A 24,292-nucleotide genomic window follows, 5' to 3' on the forward strand; every position below is an offset into this window, starting at 1 on the left:
CCCTGCGCCACCCGGCCGCCCCCGGCCCACGGAATCCGCCCGGCCGCCCCCGGCCCACGGAATCCGCCCGGCCGCCGTCAGCTCGCTGGGCCGCCCAGCTCGAACCAGACGTTCTTGCCGGTGCCCAGCCGGGTGGTGCCCCAGCGCCTGGCCAGGCGGTTCACCAGGTACAGGCCGCGGCCGTGCTCCTCGTCGGGCGAGGCCCGGCGCAGCCGCGGCAGCTGCGGGACGTCGTCGCCGACCTCGCAGCGCAGCACGTCGGTGCGCAGCAGCCGCAGACCGATCGGGCGGGAGGCGTGCCGTACGGCGTTGGTGACGATCTCGCTGACCAGCAGTTCGGCGGTGTCGGTGAGGTCGTCCAGGTCCCAGGCGGCGAGCGCCTGCCGGGTGAGCCGGCGGGCCCGGCCGGGGGCGGCGTTGTCGGGGTCCAGGGTCCAGTACGCCACGTCGCTGGGCGCGATGCCGTCGAAGCGGGCCGCGAGCAGCGCGATGTCGTCGTCCCGGTCGCCCGGGCCGAGCATGTCGAGCACCTCGTCGCACAGCGCCTCAAGCGGCGGCGGCCGGTCGGGGCCGGTCAACTGGGCGGTGGCGGCCAGTTTTTCGCGTAGCTGCTCGATCCCGGTCCACACGTCGCGCAGCCGGGACTCCACCAGTCCGTCGGTGTAGAGGAGCAGGGTGGCCCCGGCGGGCGCCTCCAGCTCCACCGCCTCGAAGTCGATGCCGCCGACGCCGATCGGGGCGCCCGGCGGCACCGCGAGGACCTCGGTCTTGCCGCCGGGGTGCAGCAGGATGGGCGGCGGGTGACCGGCGTTGGCGACCGTGATGCGGTGCGAGACCGGGTCGTAGACGACGTACAGGCAGGTCGCCATGCGGTCGGTGCCGAGGCGCTGGGCCTGTTCGTCGAGGTGGTGCAGGACCTCCTGCGGGGGCAGGTCGAGGCCGGCCAGGGTGAGCGCGGTGGTGCGCAGCTGGCCCATGACGGCGGCCGAGGTCATGGAGTGCCCCATGACGTCGCCGACGACCAGCGCCACCCGGCTGCCGGGCAGCGGGATCGCGTCGTACCAGTCGCCGCCGACGCGTGCGGTCTCGGCGGCGGGCAGGTAGCGGACCGCGAGCCGGACACCGGTGGGGCGGGGCAGACTGTGCGGGAGCATCGCGCGTTGCAGCCGGTCGGCGATGAAGGCCTCCCGGCTGTACAGCACGGCCTTGTCGACGCCGAGCGCGGTGTGGGTGGCCAGCTGGGCGGCGACCAGCAGGTCGGCGGGCTCGAACGCCGGGCGTTCCGGGCGGCGCAGGAAGACCACCGCGCCGGTCACCCGGCGGCGGCCGCGCAGCGGGGCGAGGATCGCGTGCGTGCCGGCCCAGCCGTTCAACGCGCTGTCCTCACCGACGAGTTCGCTGAGCGCGGCGCGGGTCGGCGAGTTGTCGGCGAACACCGGGCGGACCCCGCGCAGCACCTCGGCGAGGGCACCGCCGGGTACCACCTCGCTCCAGTCGGAGGCGTCCAGGTCGTCCTGCTCGTCGTCCACGGTCTCGGCCGGCCAGACCAGGCCCTCGGCGCCGGGGCCCTTCATCCGGTCGGTGCGGCGCAGTCGCAGCACGGCGGGGCCGGTGGGGCGTTCGTCGCCGACCGGGAGGGGGTCGCGCAGATAGACGAGGGCCGCGTCGGAGTACGTGGGCACGGCGGCCCGGCACAGGCCGAGCACGATCTCGTCGGTGTCGAAGCCGCGGGCGATCCGCCGGGTGGCGGCGCCGACGTAGCGGAGGCGGTCCTCGTCCGGGGCCTTCAGCGCGGTGGCGGGCCTCACCTGCGGGATCGCGGTGGCCTCGCGCACCCCGAGCGCGGCCTGCGCCGAGAGGGCGTCCGCCAAAGCGATGTCGTCGTCCACGAAGTCCTCCCGGTCCGGGCGCCGCAGGAACACCGCCACGCCCACGACGGCGTCGGGTGCGCGCAGCGGGGCGAGCAGGACCCGGTTGCCCCGGGGGAGCCGGGGTGCCTTCCCCAGCAGCTCGCGCAGCGCCTCGTCGGTGTCGGGTCCTGCCGGGCCGGCGCCGCGTGTTCTGCCGCACCGCAGCATCCGGGCCAGCACGCCGTCGGGCGTCACCGACGCGGTGTCCGGGGGCATCCCGCCCATGGCGCCGCCGAGTTCGGCCGGTGCCGCGTCCAGCCGCAGGCGCAGTGGTTCGGAGCGGTCCGGCCGGCCGTCCTCCAGGTAGACGAACGCGCCGTCCGCCAGTTCGGGGACGACCGACCGGCACAGCTCGCGGACGACCTGGGCAGCGCCCTCGGCGCGCGCGATCCGGCGGCCGGCAACGGCCAGGAAACGTTGAGGATCCGGCAGCATCGCCTCTCCGTGCCGGTGGCCGCTTCACAAGGTCGCTTTCATCTTGAGCCAGGGTCAATGCCGTGTCCAGGGTTTCCGTCGGTAGACCAAGTCCGGCTCATGATCCGGCGGTTGGGGTGGCGACCGGAGCGTGACGCCGGCGACACCCACCGTGTGCCCGGTCCCGGCGCTCCGGCCTGCGGGGCAGCGCCGTGTGAACTGGGCGGAACACCCGTCGAGTTCGCGTGAACACCGGGGGCGTGCTCGGCAAAACCCCGTGAAGACGTTCCTGTTGATGTTGGTCTTGCTGCACACTCCTCCCGTCGACACGTGCCGAACAGCAGATCGGGCACAGACTCCGGAGGCGTCATGTCGCAGAACGACGAGAGCAAGGTCAGACGCTGGGACCAGCACGGCCGGGAGCACGTGGTCCGGGTGCGGCGCACGGGTGTGCAGCGCACGATCGAATGCGACACCTGCGGCTGGCGCAAGGGCGCGCAGTTCCTGCCCTGGCTGAAGGCCGAGGAGCACCTGGCGGAGGCCCACCAGGCCACCGTGGACCCGGCGGGGGCCGAACCCTCCCGATGAGTTTCCGGCGGGGCGGCAGTCGTACCCACGACCGCACCCACCGGAGGGACCACAGATGACCCCGACCCCGCTGCACGCCACCCTGCGCCGGTACGTCGACGACGGCACCGTTCCCGGAGCCGTCGGGCTCGTCGCCCGCGGCGACGACGTCGAGGCCGTGGCCGTCGGCACCACGGACGTGGAGGGCTCCGCGCCGATGACCCGGGACTCGATCTTCCGGCTCGCGTCGGTCACCAAGCCGATCACCGCCGCGGCGGTGCTGATGCTGGTGGACGACGGCCTGGTCGGGCTGGACGACCCGGTGGAGCGGTGGCTTCCCGAGCTGGCGAAGCCGATGGTGGTGCGCACGCCCGCCGGGCCCGTCGAGGACGTGGTGCCGGCGGCCCGCCCGGTCACCGTCGAGGACCTGCTGAGCTTTCGCGCGGGCTGGGGTCTGCCCGGTGACTTCTCGCTGCCCGCCGCGCAGGCCCTGCTCGCGGTGCAGCGGCACGACCTCCCCTTCCGGGAGTGGCCGGACCCGGACAGCTGGCTGGGCCTGCTCGCCGAGGTGCCGATGCTGCACCAGCCGGGCGAGGCCTGGCTGTACGGCACCGCGTCCGCGCTCCAGGGCATCCTGGTCGCGCGAGTGTCGGGCGGTACGCTGCCGGACTTCCTCGCGGAACGGCTCTTCGAGCCGCTGGGCATGCGGGACACCGCGTTCGAGGTGCCGGCGTCGAAACGGGACCGCTTCACCTCGTTCTATCACCGCGCCGAGGACGGCGGCCTGCGGCTGGCCGACACCCCGGACGGCGACTTCAGCGGCCTGCCGCGGTTCCCTTCGGGCGGCGGCGGCCTGGTCTCCACGGCCGACGACTGGCTGGCCTTCGGCCGGCTGCTGCTGAACGCGGGCGCCACCGCGGACGGCCGCCGGCTGCTCTCCGCGACCTCGGTGAGCCGGATGACCACCAACCACCTGACGGCGGCCCAGCGCGACGCCGCCGGCCTGTTCCTGGAGGGGCAGGGCTGGGGGTACGGCGGCCAGGTCGACGTCACCCCGGCCGACCCGTGGTCGGTGCCCGGCCGCTACGGCTGGGTCGGCGGCACCGGCACCACCGCGCACGTCGTCCCGGCCACCGGCACGGTCACGGTCCTGCTGACCCAGGCGGCCATGACGGGCCCGACGCCGCTCCAGGTGATGCGGGACTTCTGGACGGTCACCTCATAGGACGGCCGTTACGGCATTCGGGTGACATGGAAGGTAAGAATCAGGAGGTCAGGGCAGCCGCTGCCACCTGCGGGACTTACCGGACCGCAGTCTCCTGCTCACCGCTTCCGAAACTGCCCGGGTCGCCACCGCGGGCGGCCCGGCCAAGCCTGGAGGGGACCCCCCGTCACCCGACAGGAGCACTCCATGCGCACCACTCAGCGTCAGATGTCCCGGGCCCTCGCCGCCGGCGCCCTCTCGCTGGCCCTGCTGTCGGCCGGCAGCGCCGGAGCCTTCGCCGCGGAGACCAAGGCGAGCCCCTCCCCGTCCCCGATGGCCTCGATCTCGATCAAGGCCACCAAGTCCTCGGTCACCACCGGTGAATCCGTGACCTTCACGGGCCGTACGTCCGGTCTGAAGGTGGGCTGGCCGCTGGTGCTCCAGCACGAGAAGAGCGGCAAGTGGATCCCGCTCAAGGTGAACACAAAGATCAAGAACGGCAGTTCCTACTCGCTGACCACGTCGTTCAAGGCGAAGGGGACCCAGCACCTGCGGGTCGCCGCGGTCGGCAAGAAGGTCTACTCGCCGACCGTCACGGTCAACGTCACCTGAGGCCGCGGACCAGCAGGTCCACCAGGGACGCGAAGTCCCCGTCGGCCTCCGGCCGCTCCCACTCGCGGGCGTAGCCCGGGTCGTGGAAGCGGCCGGTGGCCTGGAAGACGACGCGGGCCGCGGCGGCCGGGTCGGAGACCGTGAAGGTGCCCGACGCGGTCCCGTCCGCGATGATCCGGGTCAGCTGGCCGGTCAGGTCGGCGATGTGGCCGGCGACCGCCGGTCCGTTCTCGTCGACCAGCACCATGTAGGTGGCGAACAGTTCGGGGTCGTCGCCCGCCTTGCGCCGCTTCGCCTCGAACAGTGCCGCGAGCCAGGCCCGCAGCCGGTCCTCGGCGGCCCGGTCCTCGGCCACGATGCCGGACAGCGCGGCAGAGGTGCGGTCCAACCACCGCTTGGTCACCGCTTCACGCAGCGCCGCCTTGGTACGGAAGTGCCGGTAGACGGTGCCGTGGCTGACACCGAGGGCGCGGGCCACGTCGACCACGGTGGCCTTGGCCGGGCCGTGCCGGCGCAGCACCTCCTCGGTCGCCTCGAGGATGCGTTCGGCGGTGAGGGTCGGGGGCGGGGACGTGGCTGCCATGACCTAGACGGTACCCGGACGGTGGTTCGCGCTGCCCGGAGCCGTGATCACTGCTCGGTGCCCAGGGTCGCCATCTGCGCGGCCGGGTAGCGGGTGCCGGCCGCCGCGTCCGCCGGGACGGCCTCCTCGATCGCCGCCAGGTCGGCCGCGTCCAGGGTGACGTCCAGGGCGCCCAGCGACTCGGAGAGCCGCTCGCGGGTGCGGGCGCCGACGAGCGGCACGATGTCGTGGCCGTGCTGCGCGCCGCGGGAGAGCACCCAGGCGATGGCGATCTGCGCGACCGTCACGCCCTTCTCGTCGGCGATCCTGCGCAGCGCCTCGACCAGGTCGAGGTTGTGCTGGAGGTTGTCGCCCTGGAAGCGGGGCGAGTGGGCCCGGAAGTCGCCGGCGCCGAACTGCCGGTCGCGGGTGAAGTGGCCGGAGATCAGCCCCCGGGACAGCACGCCGTACGCCGTGATGCCGATGCCCAGTTCGCGGGTGGTCGGCAGGATCTCCCGCTCGATGTCCCGGGTGATGATCGCGTACTCGACCTGGAGGTCGGAGATCGGCGCGGTGGCGGCGGCCCGCCGGATGTTCTCGGCGCCGGCCTCGCTGAGCCCGATGTGCCGGACGTACCCGGCGTCGACCAGTTCCTTGATGGCACCGACCGTCTCCTCGATCGGCACGTCGGGGTCGACGCGGGCGATCCGGTAGACGTCGATGTGGTCGACGCCGAGGCGCTGGAGGGAGTAGGCGGCGAAGTTCTTCACCGCGGCCGGCCGGCCGTCGTAGCCGAGCCAGCTGCCCTCCGGACCACGCAGCGCGCCGAACTTCACGCTGAGCAGGGCCTGTTCGCGGTGGGCGGCGGGGGCGCTGCGCAGAGCCTCGCCGATCAGCATCTCGTTGTGGCCCATGGCGTAGAAGTCGCCGGTGTCGAGCAGGGTCACGCCGGCTTCGAGGGCCGCGTGGACGGTGGCGATCGACTCGGCGCGGTCGGCCTCGCCGTACAGCGCGGACATGCCCATGCAGCCGAGGCCGAGGGCGGAGACCCGGAGGCCGGCGGATCCGAGGGGGTGGGTGTGCATCGTCATGGCACCACCTTGGCATGACAGCTGACAGATTTCAATATCTGTCATTCCAAACATCACACCCGTCCCGGCGGGACGGCCAGGATCCCGCCGAATGGTCCAGACCTATTGACGGGAGGTCTGGACCACGAGCACTGTCATGCATACGACATGTCAGCGACCCGCCCCGACCCCACCGGGAGGAACCGCATGCTCCGCCGCGCCCTGAGCCTGCTCGCCGCAGCGCTCGCCACCGCCTGTCTGACCCAGCTGCCCGCCGCCGCCCCCGCCTCCGCCGCCGACACCTGCGCCCTCAAGTCCCGCCCCGCGGGCAAGGTGCTACAGGGTTACTGGGAGAACTGGGACGGCTCCGCCAACGGCGTCCACCCGCCGTTCGGCTGGACCCCGATCACCGACTCCCGGATCGCCGCCCACGGCTACAACGTGATCGACGCGGCCTTCCCCGTGATCCGTTCGGACGGCACCGCCCTCTGGGAGGACGGCATGGACGCGGGCGTGAAGGTGGCCACGCCCGCGGAGATGTGCGCGGCGAAGGCGGCCGGGCAGACGATCCTGCTGTCGATCGGCGGCGCGGCGGCGGGCATCGACCTCAGCTCCGCCACCGTGGCCGACAGGTTCGTCTCGACGATCGTCCCGATCCTGAAGAAGTACAACTTCGACGGCATCGACATCGACATCGAGACCGGCCTGGTGGGCAGCGGGTCCGTCACCCAGCTCTCCACCTCGCAGTCCAACCTGGTCCGCATCATCGACGGCGTCCTGGCCCGGATGCCGGCCGGCTTCGGCCTGACGATGGCCCCGGAGACGGCCTATGTCACCGGCGGCAGCATCACGTACGGGTCGATCTGGGGCGCCTACCTGCCGATCGTCAAGAAGTACGCCGACAACGGCCGCCTGTGGTGGCTCAACATGCAGTACTACAACGGCAGCATGTACGGCTGCGCCGGCGACTCGTACGCGGCGGGCACGGTGGCCGGCTTCACCGCGCAGACCGACTGCCTCAACAAGGGCCTGGTCGTGCAGGGTACGACGATCAAGGTGCCGTACGACAAGCAGGTCCCGGGGCTGCCCGCGCAGTCGGGCGCGGGCGGCGGGTACATGGCACCGTCCCTGGTCTCCCAGGCCTGGAGGCACTACGGCACCTCGCTCAAGGGCCTGATGACCTGGTCGGTCAACTGGGACGGCTCGAAGAACTGGACGTTCGGCGACAACGTGAAGGCGTTGCAGGGCCGTTGAGTCCGCTCGGTGCCGGGGTGGCCCGGGCGGGGCGGCGGAAGCCGAGCCGACCCTCCGTTCGACAGACCCCGCCCCGGCTCCGAGAATGGAACTGCCGGCGCGCAGTCACCGGCGGCGCCTGCCACCGGCCGTTCCGTGCGGTGCTCCCGCGCCGCCGAGGAGGCCTGCCATGACCATCCGGATCGCCACGTTCAACATGGAGAACCTCTTCCGCCGGCCCACGGCCTTCCGCCTGGAGAACCCGGCCGACCGGGAACAAGTCCTCGCCGACTTCGCCACGTTGGTCGCCCTCCTCGACAAGCCGGCGTACGCGGACGCCGACAAGGCGGAGATGGTTCGGATCATCACGACGTACCGGGCGTACGACGTCGTCGCCGACCCGAAGGACCCGAAGGGGCCGCCGCCGATCGTCATCAACCAGTCCCGCCCGGGGAAGCACACCAGCCTGTTCGAGACCTCCGGGCCGCCGAAGAGCCCGCACGTCGAGATCACGGCCACCGGCCGGGGCTCCTGGACCGGATGGGCCGAACTCGGGCAGGACGACCTCGACATGACGACGGTGCGGAACACCGGCCGGGTGGTCTCCGAGGTCGACGCGGACATCCTGCTGACCGTGGAGGTCGAGGACCGGCTCACCCTGGAGCGCTTCAACACGGACATCCTGGCGAAGGCGTTGGGCAGACGGCCGTACCCGTACAACCTGCTGATCGACGGCAACGACCCCCGGGGCATCGACGTCGGGATCCTCAGCCGTCACCCGATCACGTCGGTCAGGTCCCACCTCTTCGACACCGACCCGGCACACCCCGCCGACCGCCTGTTCAGCAGGGACTGCCCCGAGTTCGAGATCCAGCTCGACGGAACACCGCTGGTGATCCTCGGGAACCACCTCAAGAGCAAGTTCCGGGACGACCCGGAGCTGCGGCTGGCCCAGGCGACGCGGGTCGCGGAGATCTACGAGGCAGCGGCGGAGCGCACCCCGCACGTCCTGGTCGCCGGGGACCTCAACGACGACCCGGAGAGCGACGCGGTCGCGCAGCTGCTGGCCACCGGTCTGCGCGACGTGATGAGCCACCCCTCCTACCACGGGGAGCCCGGCACTCACGAGCCGTGCACCCGGCTCCAGGACAAGATCGACTACCTGCTGCTCCCGCCGCCGCTGTGGCACGAGGTGCAGCACGTCGGCCTGGAGACCCGGGGCATCTTCGCGGACGGCATCAAGTCCTTCGACACGGTGACGTCGAAACTCACCGAGGCGTCCGACCACGCGGCACTGTACGTGGACCTGGACCTGTGAACGCCGAGTTCCCCGAGCCCCGTTGGGGCGCGGGGAACCGCGCGGCCGGCCGGCGACTGCCCGCGGCCGGCTCACGGCACGGGCCGGGCGGACGCCGGCCCGCTCAGACGCCTAGCACCCGACGAGACGCCCGGCGAGGTAGCCCTCGATCTGGTCCAGCGAGACGCGCTCCTGCTTCATCGTGTCGCGCTCCCGCACCGTCACGGCGTTGTCCTCGAGCGTGTCGAAGTCGACGGTGACGCAGTACGGCGTGCCGATCTCGTCCTGGCGGCGGTAGCGGCGGCCGATGGCGCCCGCGTCGTCGAACTCGATGTTCCAGTTCTGCCGCAGCGCCTGCGCGAGACCCTTGGCCTTGGGCGAGAGCTCCGGGTTGCGGGACAGCGGGAGCACCGCGACCTTCACCGGGGCCAGGCGGTGGTCCAGGCGGAGCACCGTGCGCTTCTCCAGCTTGCCCTTGGCGTTCGGCGCCTCGTCCTCGACGTAGGCGTCGAGCAGGAAGGCGAGCATCGCCCGGCCGACACCGGCCGCCGGCTCGATGACGTACGGCGTCCAGCGCTCCCCGGCCTCCTGGTCGAAGTAGGAGAGGTCCTGGCCGGAGGCCTTGGAGTGGGCGCCGAGGTCGTAGTCGGTGCGGTTGGCGACACCCTCCAGCTCGCCCCACTCGTTGCCGCCGAACTGGAAGCGGTACTCGATGTCAGCGGTGCGCTTGGAGTAGTGGGAGAGCTTCTCCTTCGGGTGCTCGTACCACCGCATGTTCTCCTCGCGCAGGCCCAGGCCGGTGTACCAGTTCCAGCGCTGCTCCATCCAGTACTCCTGCCACTTCTCGTCCTCGCCCGGCTTGACGAAGAACTCCATCTCCATCTGCTCGAACTCGCGGGTGCGGAAGATGAAGTTGCCGGGCGTGATCTCGTTGCGGAAGGACTTGCCCATCTGCGCGATGCCGAACGGCGGCTTGCGGCGCGAGGTGGTCTGCACCTGGGCGAAGTTGGTGAAGATGCCCTGCGCGGTCTCCGGACGCAGGTAGGCGACGGAGCCGCTGTCCTGGGTCGGGCCGAGGTGGGTGGAGAGCAGGCCCGAGAACTGCTTGGGCTCGGTGAACTGACCCTTGTTGCCACAGTTCGGGCAGTTCACGTCCGCCAGGCCGTTCTCCGGCAGGCGGCCGTGCTTGGCCTCGTAGGCCTCCTCCAGGTGGTCCGCGCGGAACCGCTTGTGGCACGCGGTGCACTCGGTCAGCGGGTCCGTGAAGGTGGCGACGTGACCGGAGGCCACCCAGACCTCGGGGGCCAGGATGACGGACGAGTCAATGCCGACCACGTCCTCGCGGGACGTCACCATGTAGCGCCACCACTGGCGCTTCAGGTTCTCCTTGAGCTCGACACCCAGCGGCCCGTAGTCCCAGGCGGCGCGCTGGCCGCCGTAGATCTCACTGCACGGGAATACGAAGCCTCGGCGCTTGCTCAGGCTGACGATGGTGTCGATCTTGTCGGCGGCCACGGTGCTCTCTTCATTACGACGACGGGCGACGAAGCGAGACGCTTCAGAGCGAATGCTTCAGCGTACCGGCGGGGGCTCCCCCTCGACCAAATCGGATCCCCTTTACCGGCCTCCCACCGGGGGCTTGTTGACAACGGTTTCCATGTTTGTTGAAAATGACTCTCATGAACGTACGACGAGGCCTGATACCCGCGGCCGCCGCGACCACCGTCACCGCACTCGGCATAGCCACCCTCACGGCCTGCGGCGGCGCCGCCACGGCGGCCCAGACCGGCAAGTTCGACGTCGTCGCGTCGTTCTACCCGATGGCCTTCCTCGCCGACCGGATCGGCGGCAGCCACGTCCACGTCACCAGCCTCACCTCGCCCGGCCAGGAACCGCACGACCTGGAGATCAGCCCCAAGCAGATCGTCGGGATCGAGAAGTCCGACGCGGTCCTCTACCTCAGGAACCTCCAGCCCTCGGTCGACAACGCGGTCGCCCAGTCGTCCGTCAAGACCAAGATCGACGCCGCCTCCCTGACCACCCTGGAGAAGCACGGCAACGAGGTCGGCGGGCACGCGGCCTCGCACGACTCCTCGAAGAACGAGGAGCTGGCCGGCGAGGACCCGCACATCTGGCTGGACCCGGTGCGCTACGCCCAGGTCGCCGAGGGCGTCGGCAAGGCCTTCGAGAAGGCCGACCCGGACCACGCGGCCGACTACCGGAAGAACACCGCGGCCCTGGTCAAGCAGCTGGACGCGCTGAACACCCGGTTCGAGAAGGGCCTCGCGCACCCGAAGTCCAAGGTCTTCATCACCACCCACGCCGCCTTCGGCTACCTCGCCGAGCGCTACGGCCTCACCGAGGAGGCCGTCAACGGCCTCGACCCCGAGTCCGAGCCGAGCGCCGCCCGGGTCAGGGACCTGGAGACCATGGCCAGGGCCGACGGCGTCACCACCGTGTTCTACGAGACGCTCGTCAGCGACAAGACCGCGAAGACCATCGCCTCCGACGCCGGCCTGAGGACGGACGTCCTCGACCCGATCGAGGGCATCACCGGCAAGTCCCGCGGCAAGGACTACTTCGCCGTCCAGGAAGCCAACCTCAAGGCACTCCAGCAGGCGCTGGGCGCCAAGTGACAGGAGACGACGAGATGACCGGCGAGCCCGTCATATCCCTGCGCGGGGTCACCGCCGAGCTGGGCGCACGCCCCGTGCTGCGGGGCATCGACCTGACCGTGCGGCGCGGTGAGGTGGTCGCGCTGCTCGGCGCGAACGGCTCCGGCAAGTCGACCGCGATCCGTACCGTCATCGGCCAGGTGCCGGTGAGCGGCGGCGAGATCGAACTGTTCGGCACGCCCCGCCGCGCCTTCCGGGACTGGTCGCGGGTGGGCTACGTCCCGCAGCGCACCACCGCGGCGGGCGGCGTCCCCGCCACCGTCACCGAGGTGGTGTCGGCCGGCCGGCTCTCCCGCACCCGCTTCGGCCTCTTCCGCAGGGCCGACCACGAGGCCGTACGGGACGCGCTCGGCCTGGTCGGGATGGCGGACCGGGCCAAGGACAACGTCGAGGCGCTCTCCGGCGGCCAGCACCAGCGGGTGCTGATCGCCCGCGCCCTGGTCGCCCGCCCCGAACTGCTGATCATGGACGAGCCGATGGCGGGCGTCGACCTGGCCAGCCAGGAGATCCTCGCCCGGACCCTGCGCGAGCAGGTCGAACAGGGCACCACGGTCCTGCTCGTCCTGCACGAACTGGGCCCGCTGGAACCCCTGATCGACCGCGCGGTCGTGCTCCGCGACGGGTGTGTCCTGCACGACGGCCCGCCGCCGCGCGCCGTCGGCCAGCATGCCCTGCCCGGCCACGACCACGTCCACCCCCACGACGAGCACACGCCACTGCGCACGGGACTGCTGAGCTGATGGACTTCCTGAACTACGCCTTCATGCAGCGGGCCCTGCTCGCCGCCGTCCTGGTCGGCATCACCGCCCCCGCCGTCGGCATCTACCTGGTCCAGCGCCGCCAGGCCCTGATGGGCGACGGCATCGGCCATGTCGCGATGACCGGCGTGGGCCTCGGCTTCCTGCTCTCCACGTCCCCCGTGTGGATGGCCACGGCCGTCTCCGTGCTCGGCGCGATCCTGATGGAACTGATCCGCTGGTACGGCCGCACCCGCGGCGACATCGCCCTCGCGATGCTCTTCTACGGCGGGATGGCCGGCGGGGTGATGCTGATCAACCTGGCGCCGGGCGGCTCCAACGCCAACCTGATGTCGTACCTCTTCGGCTCGCTGTCCACGGTGTCCGAGTCGGACGTGACCGCGATCTGCGTGCTGGCGGCGTTCGTCCTCGTGGTCACCCTCGGTCTGCGCAGGCAGCTGTTCGCGGTCAGCCAGGACGAGGAGTTCGCGCGGGTCACGGGCCTGCCGGTGCGGGCCCTGAACCTGCTCACGGCGGTCACCGCGGCGGTGACGGTGACCGTCGCGATGCGCGTGGTGGGGCTGCTGCTGGTGTCCGCGCTGATGGTCGTCCCGGTGGCCGCCGCCCAGCAGTTGAGCCGCAGCTTCGCGGCCACCTTCGCGATCGCCGTGGCGATCGGCGTGACGGTGTCGATCGGGGGCACGATCACGTCGTACTACCAGTACGTGCCGCCGGGCGCGACGATCGTGCTGCTGACCATCGCCGCGTTCTTCGCGCTGAGCGTGCTGGCCGCGCCGCTGGCCCGGCGGCGCGCCCGTGCGGCCGCGGCGCGGACGCCCGCCGGAGACCCGGCGGAGTGCGCGATTCCGGCCGGCCGGGGGAGCGCCGACGAGGTCGGCGTCTGAACGCCCGCACCCCGGGCTGGCACAATGGCCCGGCAGAGGCGAAGAGGTGAGGAGGCAACCGGTGACGACCGCTGGACCGCCCGTGAAGGGCCGCTCGACCCGTCAGCGGGCAGCCGTGGCGGCGGCCCTGGACGAGGTCGAGGAGTTCCGCAGCGCGCAGGAACTGCACGACATGCTCAAGCACAAGGGCGACTCGGTCGGCCTCACCACGGTGTACCGCACGCTCCAGTCCCTCGCCGACGCCGGTGAGGTGGACGTACTGCGCACGTCCGAGGGCGAGTCCGTGTACCGCCGCTGCTCCACGGGCGACCACCACCACCATCTCGTCTGCCGGGTCTGCGGCAAGGCGGTGGAGGTGGAGGGGCCCGCCGTCGAGAAGTGGGCCGAGGCCATCGCCGCCGAGCACGGGTACGTGAACGTGGCCCACACCGTGGAGATCTTCGGCACCTGCGCGGAGTGCGCGGAGGGCTGCTGAGCTACGCGCGCGCGAGGTGCCGGTCGAGGATCGCGCGCAGCCGGTCGGTGTCGGCGGGGTCCGTGAGGCCCCGCTTGGGCAGCACCGTGAAGCAGGAGACGTTCTTGTCGTCGCTGTACGTGATGAAGGCGTCCCCGGTCTCCCGGTAGCGGGGCTGCGCCGACCAGTTGACCGACGTCGTGCTGTTGTCGTTGGCCACCGTCAGCCCGGCGTCCGACACGGTCGCGCGGAACGCGCCGTTGCGGGCGGCGAGCTTGAGGAAGGCGCGGGCCTGGAGCCGGGGCGTGCACAGCATCAGGGCCACGGCCAGGGGCATGAGAATCAGCAGGAACCAGTCGGGTTTCTCGCGCCCCGCCACCGAGAGCGAGGCGTTCAGCACGAAGGCGAACGCGATGAGACCGACGGCCCAGCGCCGTACCCATCTGCGCCGCCGCAGCCGCTCGCGTTCCCGCAGCGCCCCCTGGAAGTCCCCCACGACGTGCCGGTAGGCCAGCTCCACCGCGCCCTGCCCGGCGTCCCGCCCCATGTCCATGACCATGAGGCGGGATCGTACCGGCCCGGATCAGCCGCGGTCGAAGCACTTCTCCAGCTCGTCGAGGTCGTAGAACGTGCTGTTCTTCGCGATGGGCTCGCAGCCCTGCTTGAACGCGGTCTCCTTCTCGTTGTAGAGCATCCGCACCAGGTAGTCGTCGCCCTTGCGGAAGACGTCCCACTGGATGTTGGAGGCGAGGGAGGCGACCTCGGCGCCGCGCCACGGGTTGTTCCTGTAGGTGTAGGTGCTGCCGGGGGCGGCGGCCCGCCCGCTGCCCGGCAGCCGCATCAGCGCGGCCAGCGGGATGATCTCCTCGGCGTGGGTGAAGCGGAGTTCCGCGCCCAGCGTGCTGGTGCCGTCCCGCTTGGCCTCGACCTGCTCGAAGAGGTCGTCGAGGAGGGGCTGGGCCATCTTGTAGGTGATGTCGCTGTCCGAGAAGCTCGGGCCCTTCTCGTAGAAGTCCTCGGCGTCGCTCAGGTAGCCGAACCAGGCCGCGTCGCGCGGGGCGATGTAGCGGCCGAAGTCCCAGCCCTTTCCGTCCGGGCTCTCCTCGCTCATCGCGGGCGCGATGGCGTAGAGGTTGTAGACGGCGGTGGCGGCGGTGAGGTCGTCGGCGGTGGCGGCGAACTCGCCGTCCACGACGCGCTGGACGAACGCCGGCTTGAAGATCCTGCCGAGGACACGGGCCGCCGCCCGGTGCGAGGCCGGCTGGTCGGTCACCGACTTCACGGTGGTGGCGAGACGTTCGTCGCCCGCCAGCCACTTCTGGTAGTCGGCGCCGCCGGACGACTTGTGGAAGTAGAGCAGGTTCTTGTCGACGCGGGCGGGGCCGAACGCGGGCTTCAGCGCGGGGTCGGCGTCGGTGAGGGCGGTGGCGAAGACCGTACCGCTGTCGACGGCCCGGCCCTGGCCGGAGCTGACGACGTCGATCTTCTCGCCGTTCGCGGCGATGGCGGAGAACAGGCCCGGCAGGCGCTTCTCCAGGCGGACGGCGGTGGCGCGGAGCTCGTCCTTGCCGCGGCCGCTGAGGTTGCCGTAGCCGACCGCGCTCATGGCCGCTTCGAGGGCCCGCACGTCCGGGCCGAACGTCCGGCCGCGCGCGGTGAGCTGGCCGTCGGCGCGGGCCTGGTTCCAGAGCGCGAGGATCATGTCGCCGTCCTCGCCGTCGGTGGCGGAACGCGAACCGTGCCGGGAGACGTTCTCGGTGAAGACGGCGGTGTAACCGGCGGGCGGCTGCCGGTAGCCGCGCGGGTTCTGGCCCGGCGCGTACACGGCCTTGGTGCCGTAGCTGTCGCGGTGGGCGAGCCCGCCGTCCGTGGCGTGCGCGGGCAGCGCGGTGAGGAACAGGGCGCCGAGGGCGAGGGCGGGCGTGACGCGCTTCATGAGGGACCGTTTCAGACGCGGGAGACCGGGGGGTGGCCAGGCATGAACTCCCGCATCCTGGACGGCCCTCATGAACGGCGGGTGGCCGTCAGTTGCTCTCCTGGTTGCCCTCCACGGCCAGCAGCTCCTCGTTGGGGATCGCCCCGCCGAACCGCCGGTCGCGGGAGGCGAACTCGAGGCACGCCCGCCACAGGTCGCGGCGGTCGAAGTCGGGCCACAGGACGTCCTGGAAGACCATCTCGGCGTAGGCGCTCTGCCAGATCAGGTAGTTGGAGGTGCGCTGTTCGCCGCTGGGCCGCAGGAACATGTCCACGTCCGGCATGTCCCCGTAGTACATGTGCTTCTGGAGGGTCTTCTCGGTGATCTTCGACGGGTCGAGGCGGCCCGCCCTCACCTCCTCGGCGATCGCCTGCACCGCGTCGGTGATCTCGGCGCGGCCGCCGTAGTTCATGCAGAAGTACAGGGTGAGCTGGTCGTTGTCCTTGGTCTGCTCCTGGGCGACCTGGAGCTCCTTGGCGACCGACTTCCACAGCCGGGGCATCCGGCCCGCCCAGCGCACCCGGACGCCGAGTCCGTCGAGCTGGTCGCGGGACTTGCGGATGAAGTCGCGGTTGAAGTTCATCAGGAAGCGGACCTCGTCGGGCGAGCGCTTCCAGTTCTCGGTGGAGAAGGCGTACAGCGAGATGTTGCGGACGCCGATCTCGATCGCGCCCTGGAGCACGTCCAGCACCTGCTCGGCGCCGACCTTGTGGCCCTCGGTGCGGGGCAGCCCGCGCTCCTTCGCCCAGCGGCCGTTGCCGTCCATGACGATGGCCACATGGCTCGGGACCAGCTCGCCCGGGAGCTTCGGCGGGCGGGCGCCGGAGGGGTGCGGCTCCGGCGCGTTGTACTCGCGGCGCCGGCGTCCCAGGATCCCGCGTACGACCATGTGCTTCTCGTCTCCCTCTAGCTCTTCTCTACATACCTGAGCGAGCGCAGCCCCCGCTCCAGATGCCAGTGCAGATACGCGGACACGAGGCCGCTGCCCTCCCGGACGTGACGCGGCTCGGCCGCGTCCGCCGTCTCCCAGTCTCCCGTAAGCAGCGCCCCGAGGAGTACCAGGGTCTGCGGTGAGGGTACGACGCTGCCGGCCACCCGGCAGTCCACGCAGACGCTGCCGCCGGAGGCGACCGAGAAGAACCGGTTCGGGCCGGGCATCCCGCACCGGGCGCAGGCCGCGAAGCTGGGCGCGTAGCCGTTGACGGCCAGGGAGCGCAGCAGGAAGGCGTCGAGGACCAGGTGGGGGGCGTGCTCGCCGCGGGCGAGGGTCCTGAGCGCCCCCACCAGCAGCAGGTACTGCTGCACGGCCGGCTCGCCCTCGTGGTCGGTGAACCGCTCGGCGGTCTCCAGCATGGCCGTCCCGGCGGTGTACCGCGCGTAGTCGGCGACGATCCCGCCGCCGTACGGCGCGATGGTCTCGCTCTGCGTGCACAGCGGCAGCCCGCGGCCGACCAGTTCGCTCCCCCGGGCGAAGAACTGCACGTCGACGTGGGAGAACGGCTCCAGCCTGGCCCCGAACTTCGACTTGGTCCGCCGCACCCCCCGGGCCACGGCCCGCACCCGGCCGTGACCACGGGTGAGCAGCGTGATGATCCGGTCCGCCTCACCCAGCTTCTGGGTGCGCAGCACGATGCCGTCGTCGCGGAACAGGCTCATGGGCCCATTCTGCCCTGCCGCCGCGGTGTGCCGGGCCCGGCCGGAACCTTCAAGGGACCTCGCCGCGGCTGCGCGCGTTGGCGTGGGCGGTGGCCGCGCTGAGCCGTTCCGCCTGGGTGGCGACGCGTACGGCATCCGGGTGGGCGTCCCACTCACGGCCTCCCCCGTACGGCCGCAACTGCACGTAGGGGCCCTCGTGCCCCATGACGATGCCCAGCCGTCCGGTACGGGTGTCGACGGCGCAGGAGCCGATGGGGAGGTTCTTCGCGTTCACCTCACTGGGCTCCCCCGCCCCTGCCGATTTCACGCTTCGCATCACTGAGGTGGCGCTGCGTGCCTAGACTCGGCCGGAGACTGTACCCGGACCGCGTCCCGGGGCGGCCCCCTACATCAGCCCGGCCCCCGCGAGGAACTTGGCCACGCACTCGGTCTCCGTCTCCGACAGCGGTACCTGGGGCTCGGCCGTCGCCGGGCAGTCGATCACCCCGCGCAGGTACAGCGCCGTCTTGAACGCGCCCAGGGCCGCCGAGCTCGCGCCCATCCGGGCCGGGTCGCCGGCGCCGGTCATCCGGAAGAGGCCGCACAGCCGCTCCTGCTCGGCCCGCGCCCGCTCCCAGTCGCCCGCGCGGCACCGGCGGTACAGGCGGACGTAGCCGTCCGGGTCGACGTTGGCGAGCCCCGGTACCACCCCGTCGGCGCCCAGCGCCAGCGCCGAGTCGACGGTCAGCTCGGAGCCCGTCAGCGCGCCGAAGCCGGGCAGGCCGCGGCTGCCGACGACGACCTCGCGGAAGCCCGCCAGGTCTCCGCTGGAGTCCTTGAGACCGGCCAGCACCCCGTCGGCGGCCAGTTCGAGGACCAGACCGGCGGGGAGCTTGGTGTGGACGGCGGACGGGATGTCGTAGGCGATCACGGGGACGGGCGAGCGGCCGGCGACCAGGCGGAAGTGACGGGCGATCTCCGCGGGGTGGGTGCGGGTGTAGAAGGGGGCGGTGACCACGATCCCGTCCGCGCCCGCCGCCGTGACGGAGGCGACGTGGTCCAGGACCCGGGGTGTCGTCATGTCGATGACGCCCGCCAGGACCGGGAGCCGGCCGGCCGTGTGGGACACCACCGTCTCCGTGACCAGCCCGCGCTGCCGGTCCGTCAGGTAGGCCGCCTCCGACGTCGAGCCGAGGACGAACAGTCCGTCCACGCCGGCCGTCACCAGATGGTCGACGAGCCGGCGCAGCGACGGGACGTCCACCTCGCGGTCCGGGGTCAGGGGCGTGCAGACGGGCGGTACGACTCCGGTCAGCGGGGCGGAAAGGGGCATCAGGTCTCCCGGGGCAGGCTGCGGCTCGGCTGGTCCTCCTCCAACGGATGGTGACAGCGGTAGCGGTGACCGGGCCGTGACGCGGCCGCGAAGTCAGGCATGCGGGCGGCACACGTGTCGTCCGCCCGCCAGCAGCGGGTGCGGAACGGGCACCCGGACGGCGGCCGGGTCGCCGAGGGGACCGGGCCGGTCAGCGGGATCGGGTCGACGGGGCTCAGCAGTCCTGGGGTGGCCGAGAACAGGGCGCGGGTGTACGGGTGGCGGGCGTCCCCGGTGACCTCGGCGGCCGGGGTGTCCTCGACGATCCGGCCCAGGTACATGGTGATCACCCGGTCGCTCATCCGCCGTACCGTCTGGATGTCGTGGGAGACGAAGACCATCGCGAGGCCGAGGCGTTCACGCAGGTCCAGCAGGAGGTTCAGGATCTGGGCGCGGACCGAGACGTCCAGGGCGCTGGTCGGTTCGTCCGCCACCACCAGCGGCGGGTCGAGGGCGAGCGCGCGGGCGATCGCGACGCGCTGGCGCTGACCGCCGGAGAGCTGGCCGGGCAGCGCCTCGGCGAGCGCCCGCGGCAGCCCGACCAGGCTCATCAACTCCTTCACCCGGTCGTCCCGTTCGGCCTTGGTGCCGCGTCCGTGGACGTCCAGCGGGTCGCGCAGGACACGGCCGACGGGCAGCCGGCGGTTCAGGGCGGTCGAGGGATCCTGGAGGACCAGGCCGGTGCCGGCGCCGACGGCGCTGCGGCGTTCGGCCGCGGACATCGCCCACAGGTCACGGCCGTGGACGGTGACCGTGCCCGCGGTCGGCCGCTGGATGCCGACCAGCACCTTGGCCAGTGTCGACTTCCCGCACCCCGACTCGCCGACCACGCCGACCGTCTCGCCCGCCGCCACGCTGAGGTCGGCGTCGGTCAGCGCGTACACCCGGTCGCCGCCGAACAGGCCGCCGCCGCGGGCCCGGTGCACCACGTGGACGCCGGACAGCCCCACCAGGCTCATGTCACCGCCTCCGTGCCGGCCAGGTCGACGGCCGGGTGGTGGCAGGCCGCGGTGTGGGCGGGGGTGCCGAGCAGGGACGGCGGTGTCGTACGGCAGACGTCGCCCGCCGCGGGACACCGGTCGCTGAACCGGCACCCCGCGGGAAAGTCGGCGGGGGCCGGGACCACGCCCCTGATCTGGGTGAGGCGGGCGGCGCCGGACTCCAGGGAGAGGACGCTGCCGAGGAGGCCGCGGGTGTAGTGGTGGGCCGGGGAGCCCACCAGTTCGGCGGTGACGCCGGTCTCCACGATCTGGCCGCCGTACATCACCACCACCCGGTCGGTGACGTCCGCGACCAGGGCCAGGTCGTGGGAGACCAGGATCAGCGCGAAGCCGAGTTCCTCGCGCAGGCGCAGGAGGAGTTCCATCACCTGGGCCTGGACGGTGACGTCGAGGGCGGTGGTGGGTTCGTCCGCGATGATCAGGCGCGGGTCGCGGGAGAGTGCCATCGCGATCAGGACGCGCTGGCGCTGGCCGCCGGAGAGTTCGTGGGGGTGGCTGCGGAGGGTGCGGGCGGGGTCCAGGCCGACGAGGGTGAGGAGCTCGGCGGGGGTGCGGTGGCCGCCGCGCCGGGTGAGTTGTCCGAGCTGGGCCTTGATGGTCATGGAGGGGTTCAGGGAGGACAGGGCGTCCTGGTAGACCATCGCGATCTCGTGGCCCAGGAGGCGGCGGAGGCGGCGGTGGGGGGTGAGGAGATCCGTGGGCGGCCGCGTGGGGGCCGGTCGCGCCCGCGCGGCGGCAGCCGCGTATCCGGTGCGGCCCCGCGTCCCTTTGGGGCGTGTTCCCTCACCGGCGTGGAAGTCGATTCGGCCCGCCACCTGTGCCGTCTTCGGTTGCAGACCCATGATCGTGAGAGCGGTGAGGGACTTTCCGCAGCCCGACTCCCCTACCAGGCCCAGCACTTCACCCGGGTGGATGTCGAAGCCGATGCCGTCGACGATGTGCACGCCCCGGTGGCGGTCCGGGAAGCCGATGGTGAGGTTCCGCACGGACAGGACCGGTGGGCCCTCCCGGGACGGCAGCGGGCGTGCCCTGGCGCGGAGTCGTTCCCCCGCCTCCGTCAGGCCCGGCAGCTCCAGGACCTCTCCTCGTTCGACGGTCTCCACCGGATCGGCCTCCGCCGGTTCCGTCCGCCTCGGGGCCGGCGACGCCCAGGCGTCCGAGACGCCCTCGGAGAGGAGGTTCAGGGCGAGGACGGTGAGGAGGATCAGCAGGCCCGGGAAGAGAGTGGCCCACCAGCCGCCGGTCAGGACCATGTTCTTGCCGTCCGCGATGACGCTGCCCCAGGACGGGTCCGGGGGGCGGACGCCCGCGCCGATGAAGGACAGGGACGCCTCGAAGACGATCGCCTCGGCGACCTGGACCGTGCAGAAGACCAGGACGGGAGCGGCGCAGTTGACCGCCACGTGGCGTACGACGATGTGCGGGGTGCGGGCGCCGATCACCCGTTCCGCGGTGACGTAGTCCTCGCCGTACTGGTCGAGGACGTTCGCCCGGACGACGCGGGCCACCGGCGGGGTGAAGAGGAAGGCGATCGCGCAGATCAGGACGGTGATGCCACCGCCGAAGACGGCGACCAGGACGGCGGCCAGGGCGATGCCGGGGAACGCCATCACCACGTCCAGGCAGCGCATCAGGCTCTCGTCGACGCCTTTGCGGGAGGTCGCCGCGAGCGCTCCGAGAAGCGCGCCGGCGGCCAGGGCGAGGCCGGTCGCGCCGAGTCCGATGGCGAGGGACCAGCGGGCGCCGTACATCAGCCGGCTGAGGATGTCCCGGCCGAGACTGTCCTGGCCCATCCAGTGGCCGGCGGAGGGGTGCCCGGTGCCGTCGGCGGGGGCCTGCTGGGCGAGGGGGTCGTCGGGGGCGAGGAGCGGGGCGCACAGCGCCACCAGGACGATCACGGCGAGGAAGGCGAGGGCCGCCCTCGACGCCGGCGGCAGTCTGCGCAGCCGTACGCCGGGCCGGGCCAGGACGGTGGCCAGGGCCGCGCGGGTGAACGTCGTCATGCCGCCTCCCGCAGACGTGGGTTGACGAACAGGTAGAGGATGTCGATGACGAGGTTGACGACGACGAAGCCGGTGGCGGTGGTCAGGACCACGCCCTGGACGACGGCGGGGTCACCGTTCTGGACCGCGTCGATCATCAGTTTGCCCATGCCGGGCAGGGCGAAGACGGTCTCGATGACGACCGCGCCGCCGAGCAGGTAACCGACCCGCAGACCGAGCACGGTCAGCGGGTTGACCAGGGCGTTGCGCAGGACGTTGCGGCCGACCACGACGGGGGGCGGCAGGCCGCCGCCGATCGCGGTGCGGACGTAGTCCTTGTCGAGTTCCTCCACCACCGAGGTGCGGACGATGCGGGTGAGCTGGGCGGCGACCGGCAGGGAGAGCGCGAGTGCGGGCAGCGCCATGGTCCGCAGCCAGCCGGTGACGGAGTCCTCGGGGTTGATGTAGCCGCCGGACGGGAACCAGCCGCGGTCGACGGCGAGGTACTGGATCATCAGCAGCGCCAGCCAGAAGGCGGGGGCGGCGACGCCGACCAGGGAGAGCACCCGGATGACCTGGTCGAGCCGGCGGTCGCGGTGGACGGCCGCGGTGACCCCGCCGGCGAGCGCCAGGACGACGGCGATGCCGAGGCCCAGGAAGGTCAGCTGGAGGGTGAGCGGGAGCGCGGTGAGGACCTGGTCGCGGACCGGGGTGCGGGTGAGGGCGCTGGTACCGAGGTCGCCGTGGGACAGGTCGCCGACGAAGTGGACGTAGCGCAGCGGGAGCGGGTCGAGGAGGCCGTTGCGTTCGCGGAAGTCGTGGAGCTGCCGCGGGGTGGGGTTGGCGCCCTGGAAGAACGCGGACGCCGGGTCGACGTCGGAGAAGCGCATCACCAGGAACACGAACAGGGCGATGCCGAGCAGCAGCGGCACCAGCAGGGCGACGCGGCGCAGCAGGATGCGCAGGACGGCGGTCATGCCGTCAGGCCCACTTGGCGGTGAGCACGTTGATACCGGGGTAGGGCTGGGCCCTCATGCCGGTGAGCCGGCGCGGGTCCCAGGCGGTGATCAGCTCGTTGTGGACGACCGGGTAGATGACGGCCTGTTCGGCGACGACGTCGATGTAGTCCTGGATCATCGCCCGCTTCCTGTCGGGGTCCGGTTCGCGGGTGGCCGCGTCCATGTCCTTGAAGAGCCGCTTGGCGACGGGGTCGTCGGCCCAGCGGGCGTAGCCCGTCCAGAGGTTCTCGGGGCCGTAGTTGTAGTGCATGATCAGGTCGGCGTCGAGGCCGAACTGGTTGGGGTTCGAGACGGCGGCGACGACCTGGTAGTCCTGTTTCTGGTCCATCTTGGTGAACACGGCCGTGGTCTCCTGCGGGGACAGGGTCGTGGGGACGCCGATCGCGTCCCAGGACGACTTGATGGTGGGCAGGCAGTCGACGATCCAGCTCACGTTGACGGCGAGCAGGTCGATGCGCAGTCCGCTGACTCCGGCGGCCCTGAGCAGCGCCTTCGCCCGGTCCGGATCGTGGCCGTAGACCGTCCTCGCCCTGCGGTAGGCGGGGTTGGCCTCGTTCAGGAACGAACTCGCCGGTCTCCCGTGGCCCTTGAGGGCGACCTCGACGATCTTCTGCTTGTCCACGGCGTAGTGCAGGGCCTGCCGGACCCGGACGTCGTCGAAGGGTTCGTGCCTGGTGTTGAACATCAGGAACAGGTTGTTCATCCCGGCGCCGCCGCCGACCGACAGGCCGCCCTGTTCGAGGCGGGGGATGTTGGCGTAGGGGATGTTGTCGGAGATCTGCGCGCCCGCGTCCACCCCGGAGATCCTGGCCACGCGGGAGGCGGCGTCGACGATCGTCAGCCAGTTCATCCGCGGGAAGGCGGGCCTGCGGGGGCCGTTGTAGCGGTCGTACGCGGCGAAGGTGGTGTTCGACTTCGGGTGGTGGCCGGTCTGCCGGTACGGTCCCGAGCCCACCGCCAGTCCCCTGATCGCGTCGTCCCAGGCGCCCGGCCGGGCGAACACGTGCTTCGGCATGATCTTGGCGAGGGTGAGGCGGGCGATGCCGTCCGGGAAGGGGAAGCGGAGCACCAGGTCGACGGTCCGGGTGTCGACCCTGCGGGCCTCCTTCAGCCAGCTCGCGAAGAAGCCCTGGGCGAGGGTCGGGGTGGCCGGGTCGAGGATCCGGTCGAAGACGAAGACGACGTCGTCGGCGGTGACCGGCCGCCCGTCGTGGAACGTGGCGCCGGGGCGCAGGGTGAACCGCCAGGTGGTGGCGTTCGGGTCGGCGGGCAGCCGGGTGGCCAGCGCCGGGTAGGGGGCGCGGGTGATCGGGTCGGTGTCCGCGAGGCCCTCGTAGATGTGGTTGTTGGCGGCCATCGCGAACGCGGAGGCGGTCTGGGTGGGGTCCCAGCTGCCGTCGTTGCCGTAGCCGATCACGGCGGTCAGGGTGCGGTCCGCACCGGTGCCGCCGAGGTCGATCGTGGACTTCGGCCCGCAGGCGGTCAGCGAGGCGGCGGCGCCCAGGGCGCCCGCCTGTTTCAGGAACGTCCTGCGGGCGTGGGTCGCCTGGTCGCGCACGGTGCCTCCGGCGTGGGGGGAAGGAGACGTCGGACGTCCTGTGTAAGCGCGACCATAAGAGTGGGTTCAGGGACGGTCAAGGCAACGCACGCGAATGGCGTAAACCACCA

At 71.8% G+C, this 24,292-nt stretch carries 23 protein-coding genes; 9 read left to right on the forward strand and 14 right to left on the reverse strand.

Features of this window, described 5'->3' with window-relative positions:
* Window positions 1-77: 77 nt before the first annotated feature.
* Complete coding sequence (locus tag AAW13_RS01440) at window positions 78-2,345, reverse strand: SpoIIE family protein phosphatase (protein ID WP_240528496.1); 2,268 nt, start codon at window positions 2,343-2,345, stop codon at window positions 78-80.
* Window positions 2,346-2,693: 348 nt separating this feature from the next.
* On the opposite strand from AAW13_RS01440, the gene AAW13_RS01445 reads away from it, so the two are divergent.
* From AAW13_RS01445 to AAW13_RS01455, 3 genes are all read left to right on the forward strand, one after another.
* Window positions 2,694-2,912, forward strand: coding sequence for a hypothetical protein (locus AAW13_RS01445; protein ID WP_046729870.1), 219 nt, complete (start codon window positions 2,694-2,696; stop codon window positions 2,910-2,912).
* Window positions 2,913-2,967: 55 nt separating this feature from the next.
* A complete protein-coding gene (locus AAW13_RS01450) occupies window positions 2,968-4,116 on the forward strand; it encodes a serine hydrolase domain-containing protein (RefSeq protein WP_046729869.1) in 1,149 nt (382 codons plus the stop codon).
* 186 nt (window positions 4,117-4,302) lie between these two features.
* Window positions 4,303-4,707, forward strand: a complete 405-nt coding sequence (locus AAW13_RS01455) for a hypothetical protein (RefSeq protein WP_046729868.1) — start codon at window positions 4,303-4,305, stop codon at window positions 4,705-4,707.
* Here the strand turns inward: AAW13_RS01455 and AAW13_RS01460 are convergent.
* Window positions 4,700-5,290 carry a TetR/AcrR family transcriptional regulator gene (locus AAW13_RS01460; protein WP_046729867.1) on the reverse strand — a complete coding sequence of 197 codons (591 nt, stop codon included), beginning with the start codon at window positions 5,288-5,290 and terminating at the stop codon, window positions 4,700-4,702. The genes AAW13_RS01455 and AAW13_RS01460 overlap by 8 nt on opposite strands.
* Window positions 5,291-5,337: 47 nt before the next feature.
* A complete protein-coding gene (locus tag AAW13_RS01465) occupies window positions 5,338-6,360 on the reverse strand; it encodes an aldo/keto reductase (protein WP_046729866.1) in 1,023 nt (340 codons plus the stop codon).
* Between the two features lie 186 nt (window positions 6,361-6,546).
* Here AAW13_RS01465 and AAW13_RS01470 point away from each other — a divergent pair, with 186 nt between their 5' ends.
* Entirely contained in the window at window positions 6,547-7,593 is a 1,047-nt protein-coding gene (locus AAW13_RS01470) for a chitinase (RefSeq protein ID WP_046729865.1), read from the forward strand.
* Window positions 7,594-7,762: 169 nt separating this feature from the next.
* Entirely contained in the window at window positions 7,763-8,890 is a 1,128-nt protein-coding gene (locus tag AAW13_RS01475) for an endonuclease/exonuclease/phosphatase family protein (protein WP_052768566.1), read from the forward strand.
* A 111-nt stretch (window positions 8,891-9,001) separates the two neighbouring features.
* Here the strand turns inward: AAW13_RS01475 and AAW13_RS01480 are convergent, their stop codons facing one another.
* A complete protein-coding gene (locus tag AAW13_RS01480) occupies window positions 9,002-10,384 on the reverse strand; it encodes a glycine--tRNA ligase (protein ID WP_046729864.1) in 1,383 nt (460 codons plus the stop codon).
* A 164-nt stretch (window positions 10,385-10,548) separates the two neighbouring features.
* Between AAW13_RS01480 and AAW13_RS01485 the strand changes: the two genes are divergently transcribed.
* The 4 genes from AAW13_RS01485 to AAW13_RS01500 all read left to right on the forward strand — a co-directional run bounded on the left by AAW13_RS01485 (window position 10,549) and on the right by AAW13_RS01500 (window position 13,661).
* Window positions 10,549-11,505, forward strand: coding sequence for a metal ABC transporter substrate-binding protein (locus tag AAW13_RS01485; RefSeq protein WP_046729863.1), 957 nt, complete (start codon window positions 10,549-10,551; stop codon window positions 11,503-11,505).
* 14 nt (window positions 11,506-11,519) lie between these two features.
* The gene (locus AAW13_RS01490) at window positions 11,520-12,284 is read left to right on the forward strand and encodes a metal ABC transporter ATP-binding protein (RefSeq protein WP_046729862.1); all 765 of its coding nucleotides are present in this window, start codon (window positions 11,520-11,522) and stop codon (window positions 12,282-12,284) included.
* The gene (locus AAW13_RS01495; RefSeq protein WP_046729861.1) at window positions 12,284-13,186 is read left to right on the forward strand and encodes a metal ABC transporter permease; all 903 of its coding nucleotides are present in this window, start codon (window positions 12,284-12,286) and stop codon (window positions 13,184-13,186) included. Before AAW13_RS01490 ends, AAW13_RS01495 begins: the two co-directional genes overlap by 1 nt.
* 61 nt (window positions 13,187-13,247) lie before the next feature.
* Window positions 13,248-13,661, forward strand: coding sequence for a Fur family transcriptional regulator (locus AAW13_RS01500; RefSeq protein ID WP_046729860.1), 414 nt, complete (start codon window positions 13,248-13,250; stop codon window positions 13,659-13,661).
* Between the two features lies 1 nt (window position 13,662).
* On the opposite strand, the gene AAW13_RS01505 is transcribed toward AAW13_RS01500, so the two are convergent.
* From AAW13_RS01505 to AAW13_RS01550, 10 genes are all read right to left on the reverse strand, one after another.
* A complete protein-coding gene (locus AAW13_RS01505) occupies window positions 13,663-14,199 on the reverse strand; it encodes a YcxB family protein (RefSeq protein ID WP_052768565.1) in 537 nt (178 codons plus the stop codon).
* A gap of 24 nt (window positions 14,200-14,223) precedes the next feature.
* On the reverse strand, window positions 14,224-15,576 hold the full coding sequence (locus AAW13_RS01510; protein ID WP_046729859.1) for a histidine-type phosphatase: 1,353 nt from the start codon (window positions 15,574-15,576) through the stop codon (window positions 14,224-14,226).
* Window positions 15,577-15,664: 88 nt separating this feature from the next.
* Window positions 15,665-16,504 carry an isoprenyl transferase gene (locus tag AAW13_RS01515; RefSeq protein WP_046729858.1) on the reverse strand — a complete coding sequence of 280 codons (840 nt, stop codon included), beginning with the start codon at window positions 16,502-16,504 and terminating at the stop codon, window positions 15,665-15,667.
* Window positions 16,505-16,521: 17 nt separating this feature from the next.
* Window positions 16,522-17,271: a DNA repair protein RecO gene (gene recO, locus AAW13_RS01520; protein ID WP_046729857.1), complete on the reverse strand. Its 750-nt coding sequence runs from the start codon at window positions 17,269-17,271 to the stop codon at window positions 16,522-16,524.
* A gap of 49 nt (window positions 17,272-17,320) precedes the next feature.
* Window positions 17,321-17,587, reverse strand: coding sequence for a hypothetical protein (locus AAW13_RS01525; protein ID WP_046729856.1), 267 nt, complete (start codon window positions 17,585-17,587; stop codon window positions 17,321-17,323).
* Between the two features lie 69 nt (window positions 17,588-17,656).
* On the reverse strand, window positions 17,657-18,583 hold the full coding sequence (locus tag AAW13_RS01530; RefSeq protein ID WP_046729855.1) for a dihydrodipicolinate synthase family protein: 927 nt from the start codon (window positions 18,581-18,583) through the stop codon (window positions 17,657-17,659).
* Window positions 18,583-19,581: an oligopeptide/dipeptide ABC transporter ATP-binding protein gene (locus tag AAW13_RS01535; protein ID WP_046729854.1), complete on the reverse strand. Its 999-nt coding sequence runs from the start codon at window positions 19,579-19,581 to the stop codon at window positions 18,583-18,585. Before AAW13_RS01535 ends, AAW13_RS01530 begins: the two co-directional genes overlap by 1 nt.
* Complete coding sequence (locus AAW13_RS01540; protein ID WP_046729853.1) at window positions 19,578-21,626, reverse strand: dipeptide/oligopeptide/nickel ABC transporter permease/ATP-binding protein; 2,049 nt, start codon at window positions 21,624-21,626, stop codon at window positions 19,578-19,580. The genes AAW13_RS01535 and AAW13_RS01540 overlap by 4 nt, the downstream gene beginning before the upstream one ends.
* On the reverse strand, window positions 21,623-22,582 hold the full coding sequence (locus AAW13_RS01545) for an ABC transporter permease (RefSeq protein WP_046729852.1): 960 nt from the start codon (window positions 22,580-22,582) through the stop codon (window positions 21,623-21,625). The genes AAW13_RS01540 and AAW13_RS01545 overlap by 4 nt, the downstream gene beginning before the upstream one ends.
* 4 nt (window positions 22,583-22,586) lie before the next feature.
* Entirely contained in the window at window positions 22,587-24,182 is a 1,596-nt protein-coding gene (locus tag AAW13_RS01550) for an ABC transporter substrate-binding protein (RefSeq protein ID WP_046729851.1), read from the reverse strand.
* Window positions 24,183-24,292: the final 110 nt, after the last annotated feature.

The sequence above is a fragment of the Streptomyces humi genome (assembly GCF_001005085.2).
GTDB lineage: Bacteria > Actinomycetota > Actinomycetes > Streptomycetales > Streptomycetaceae > Streptomyces > Streptomyces humi.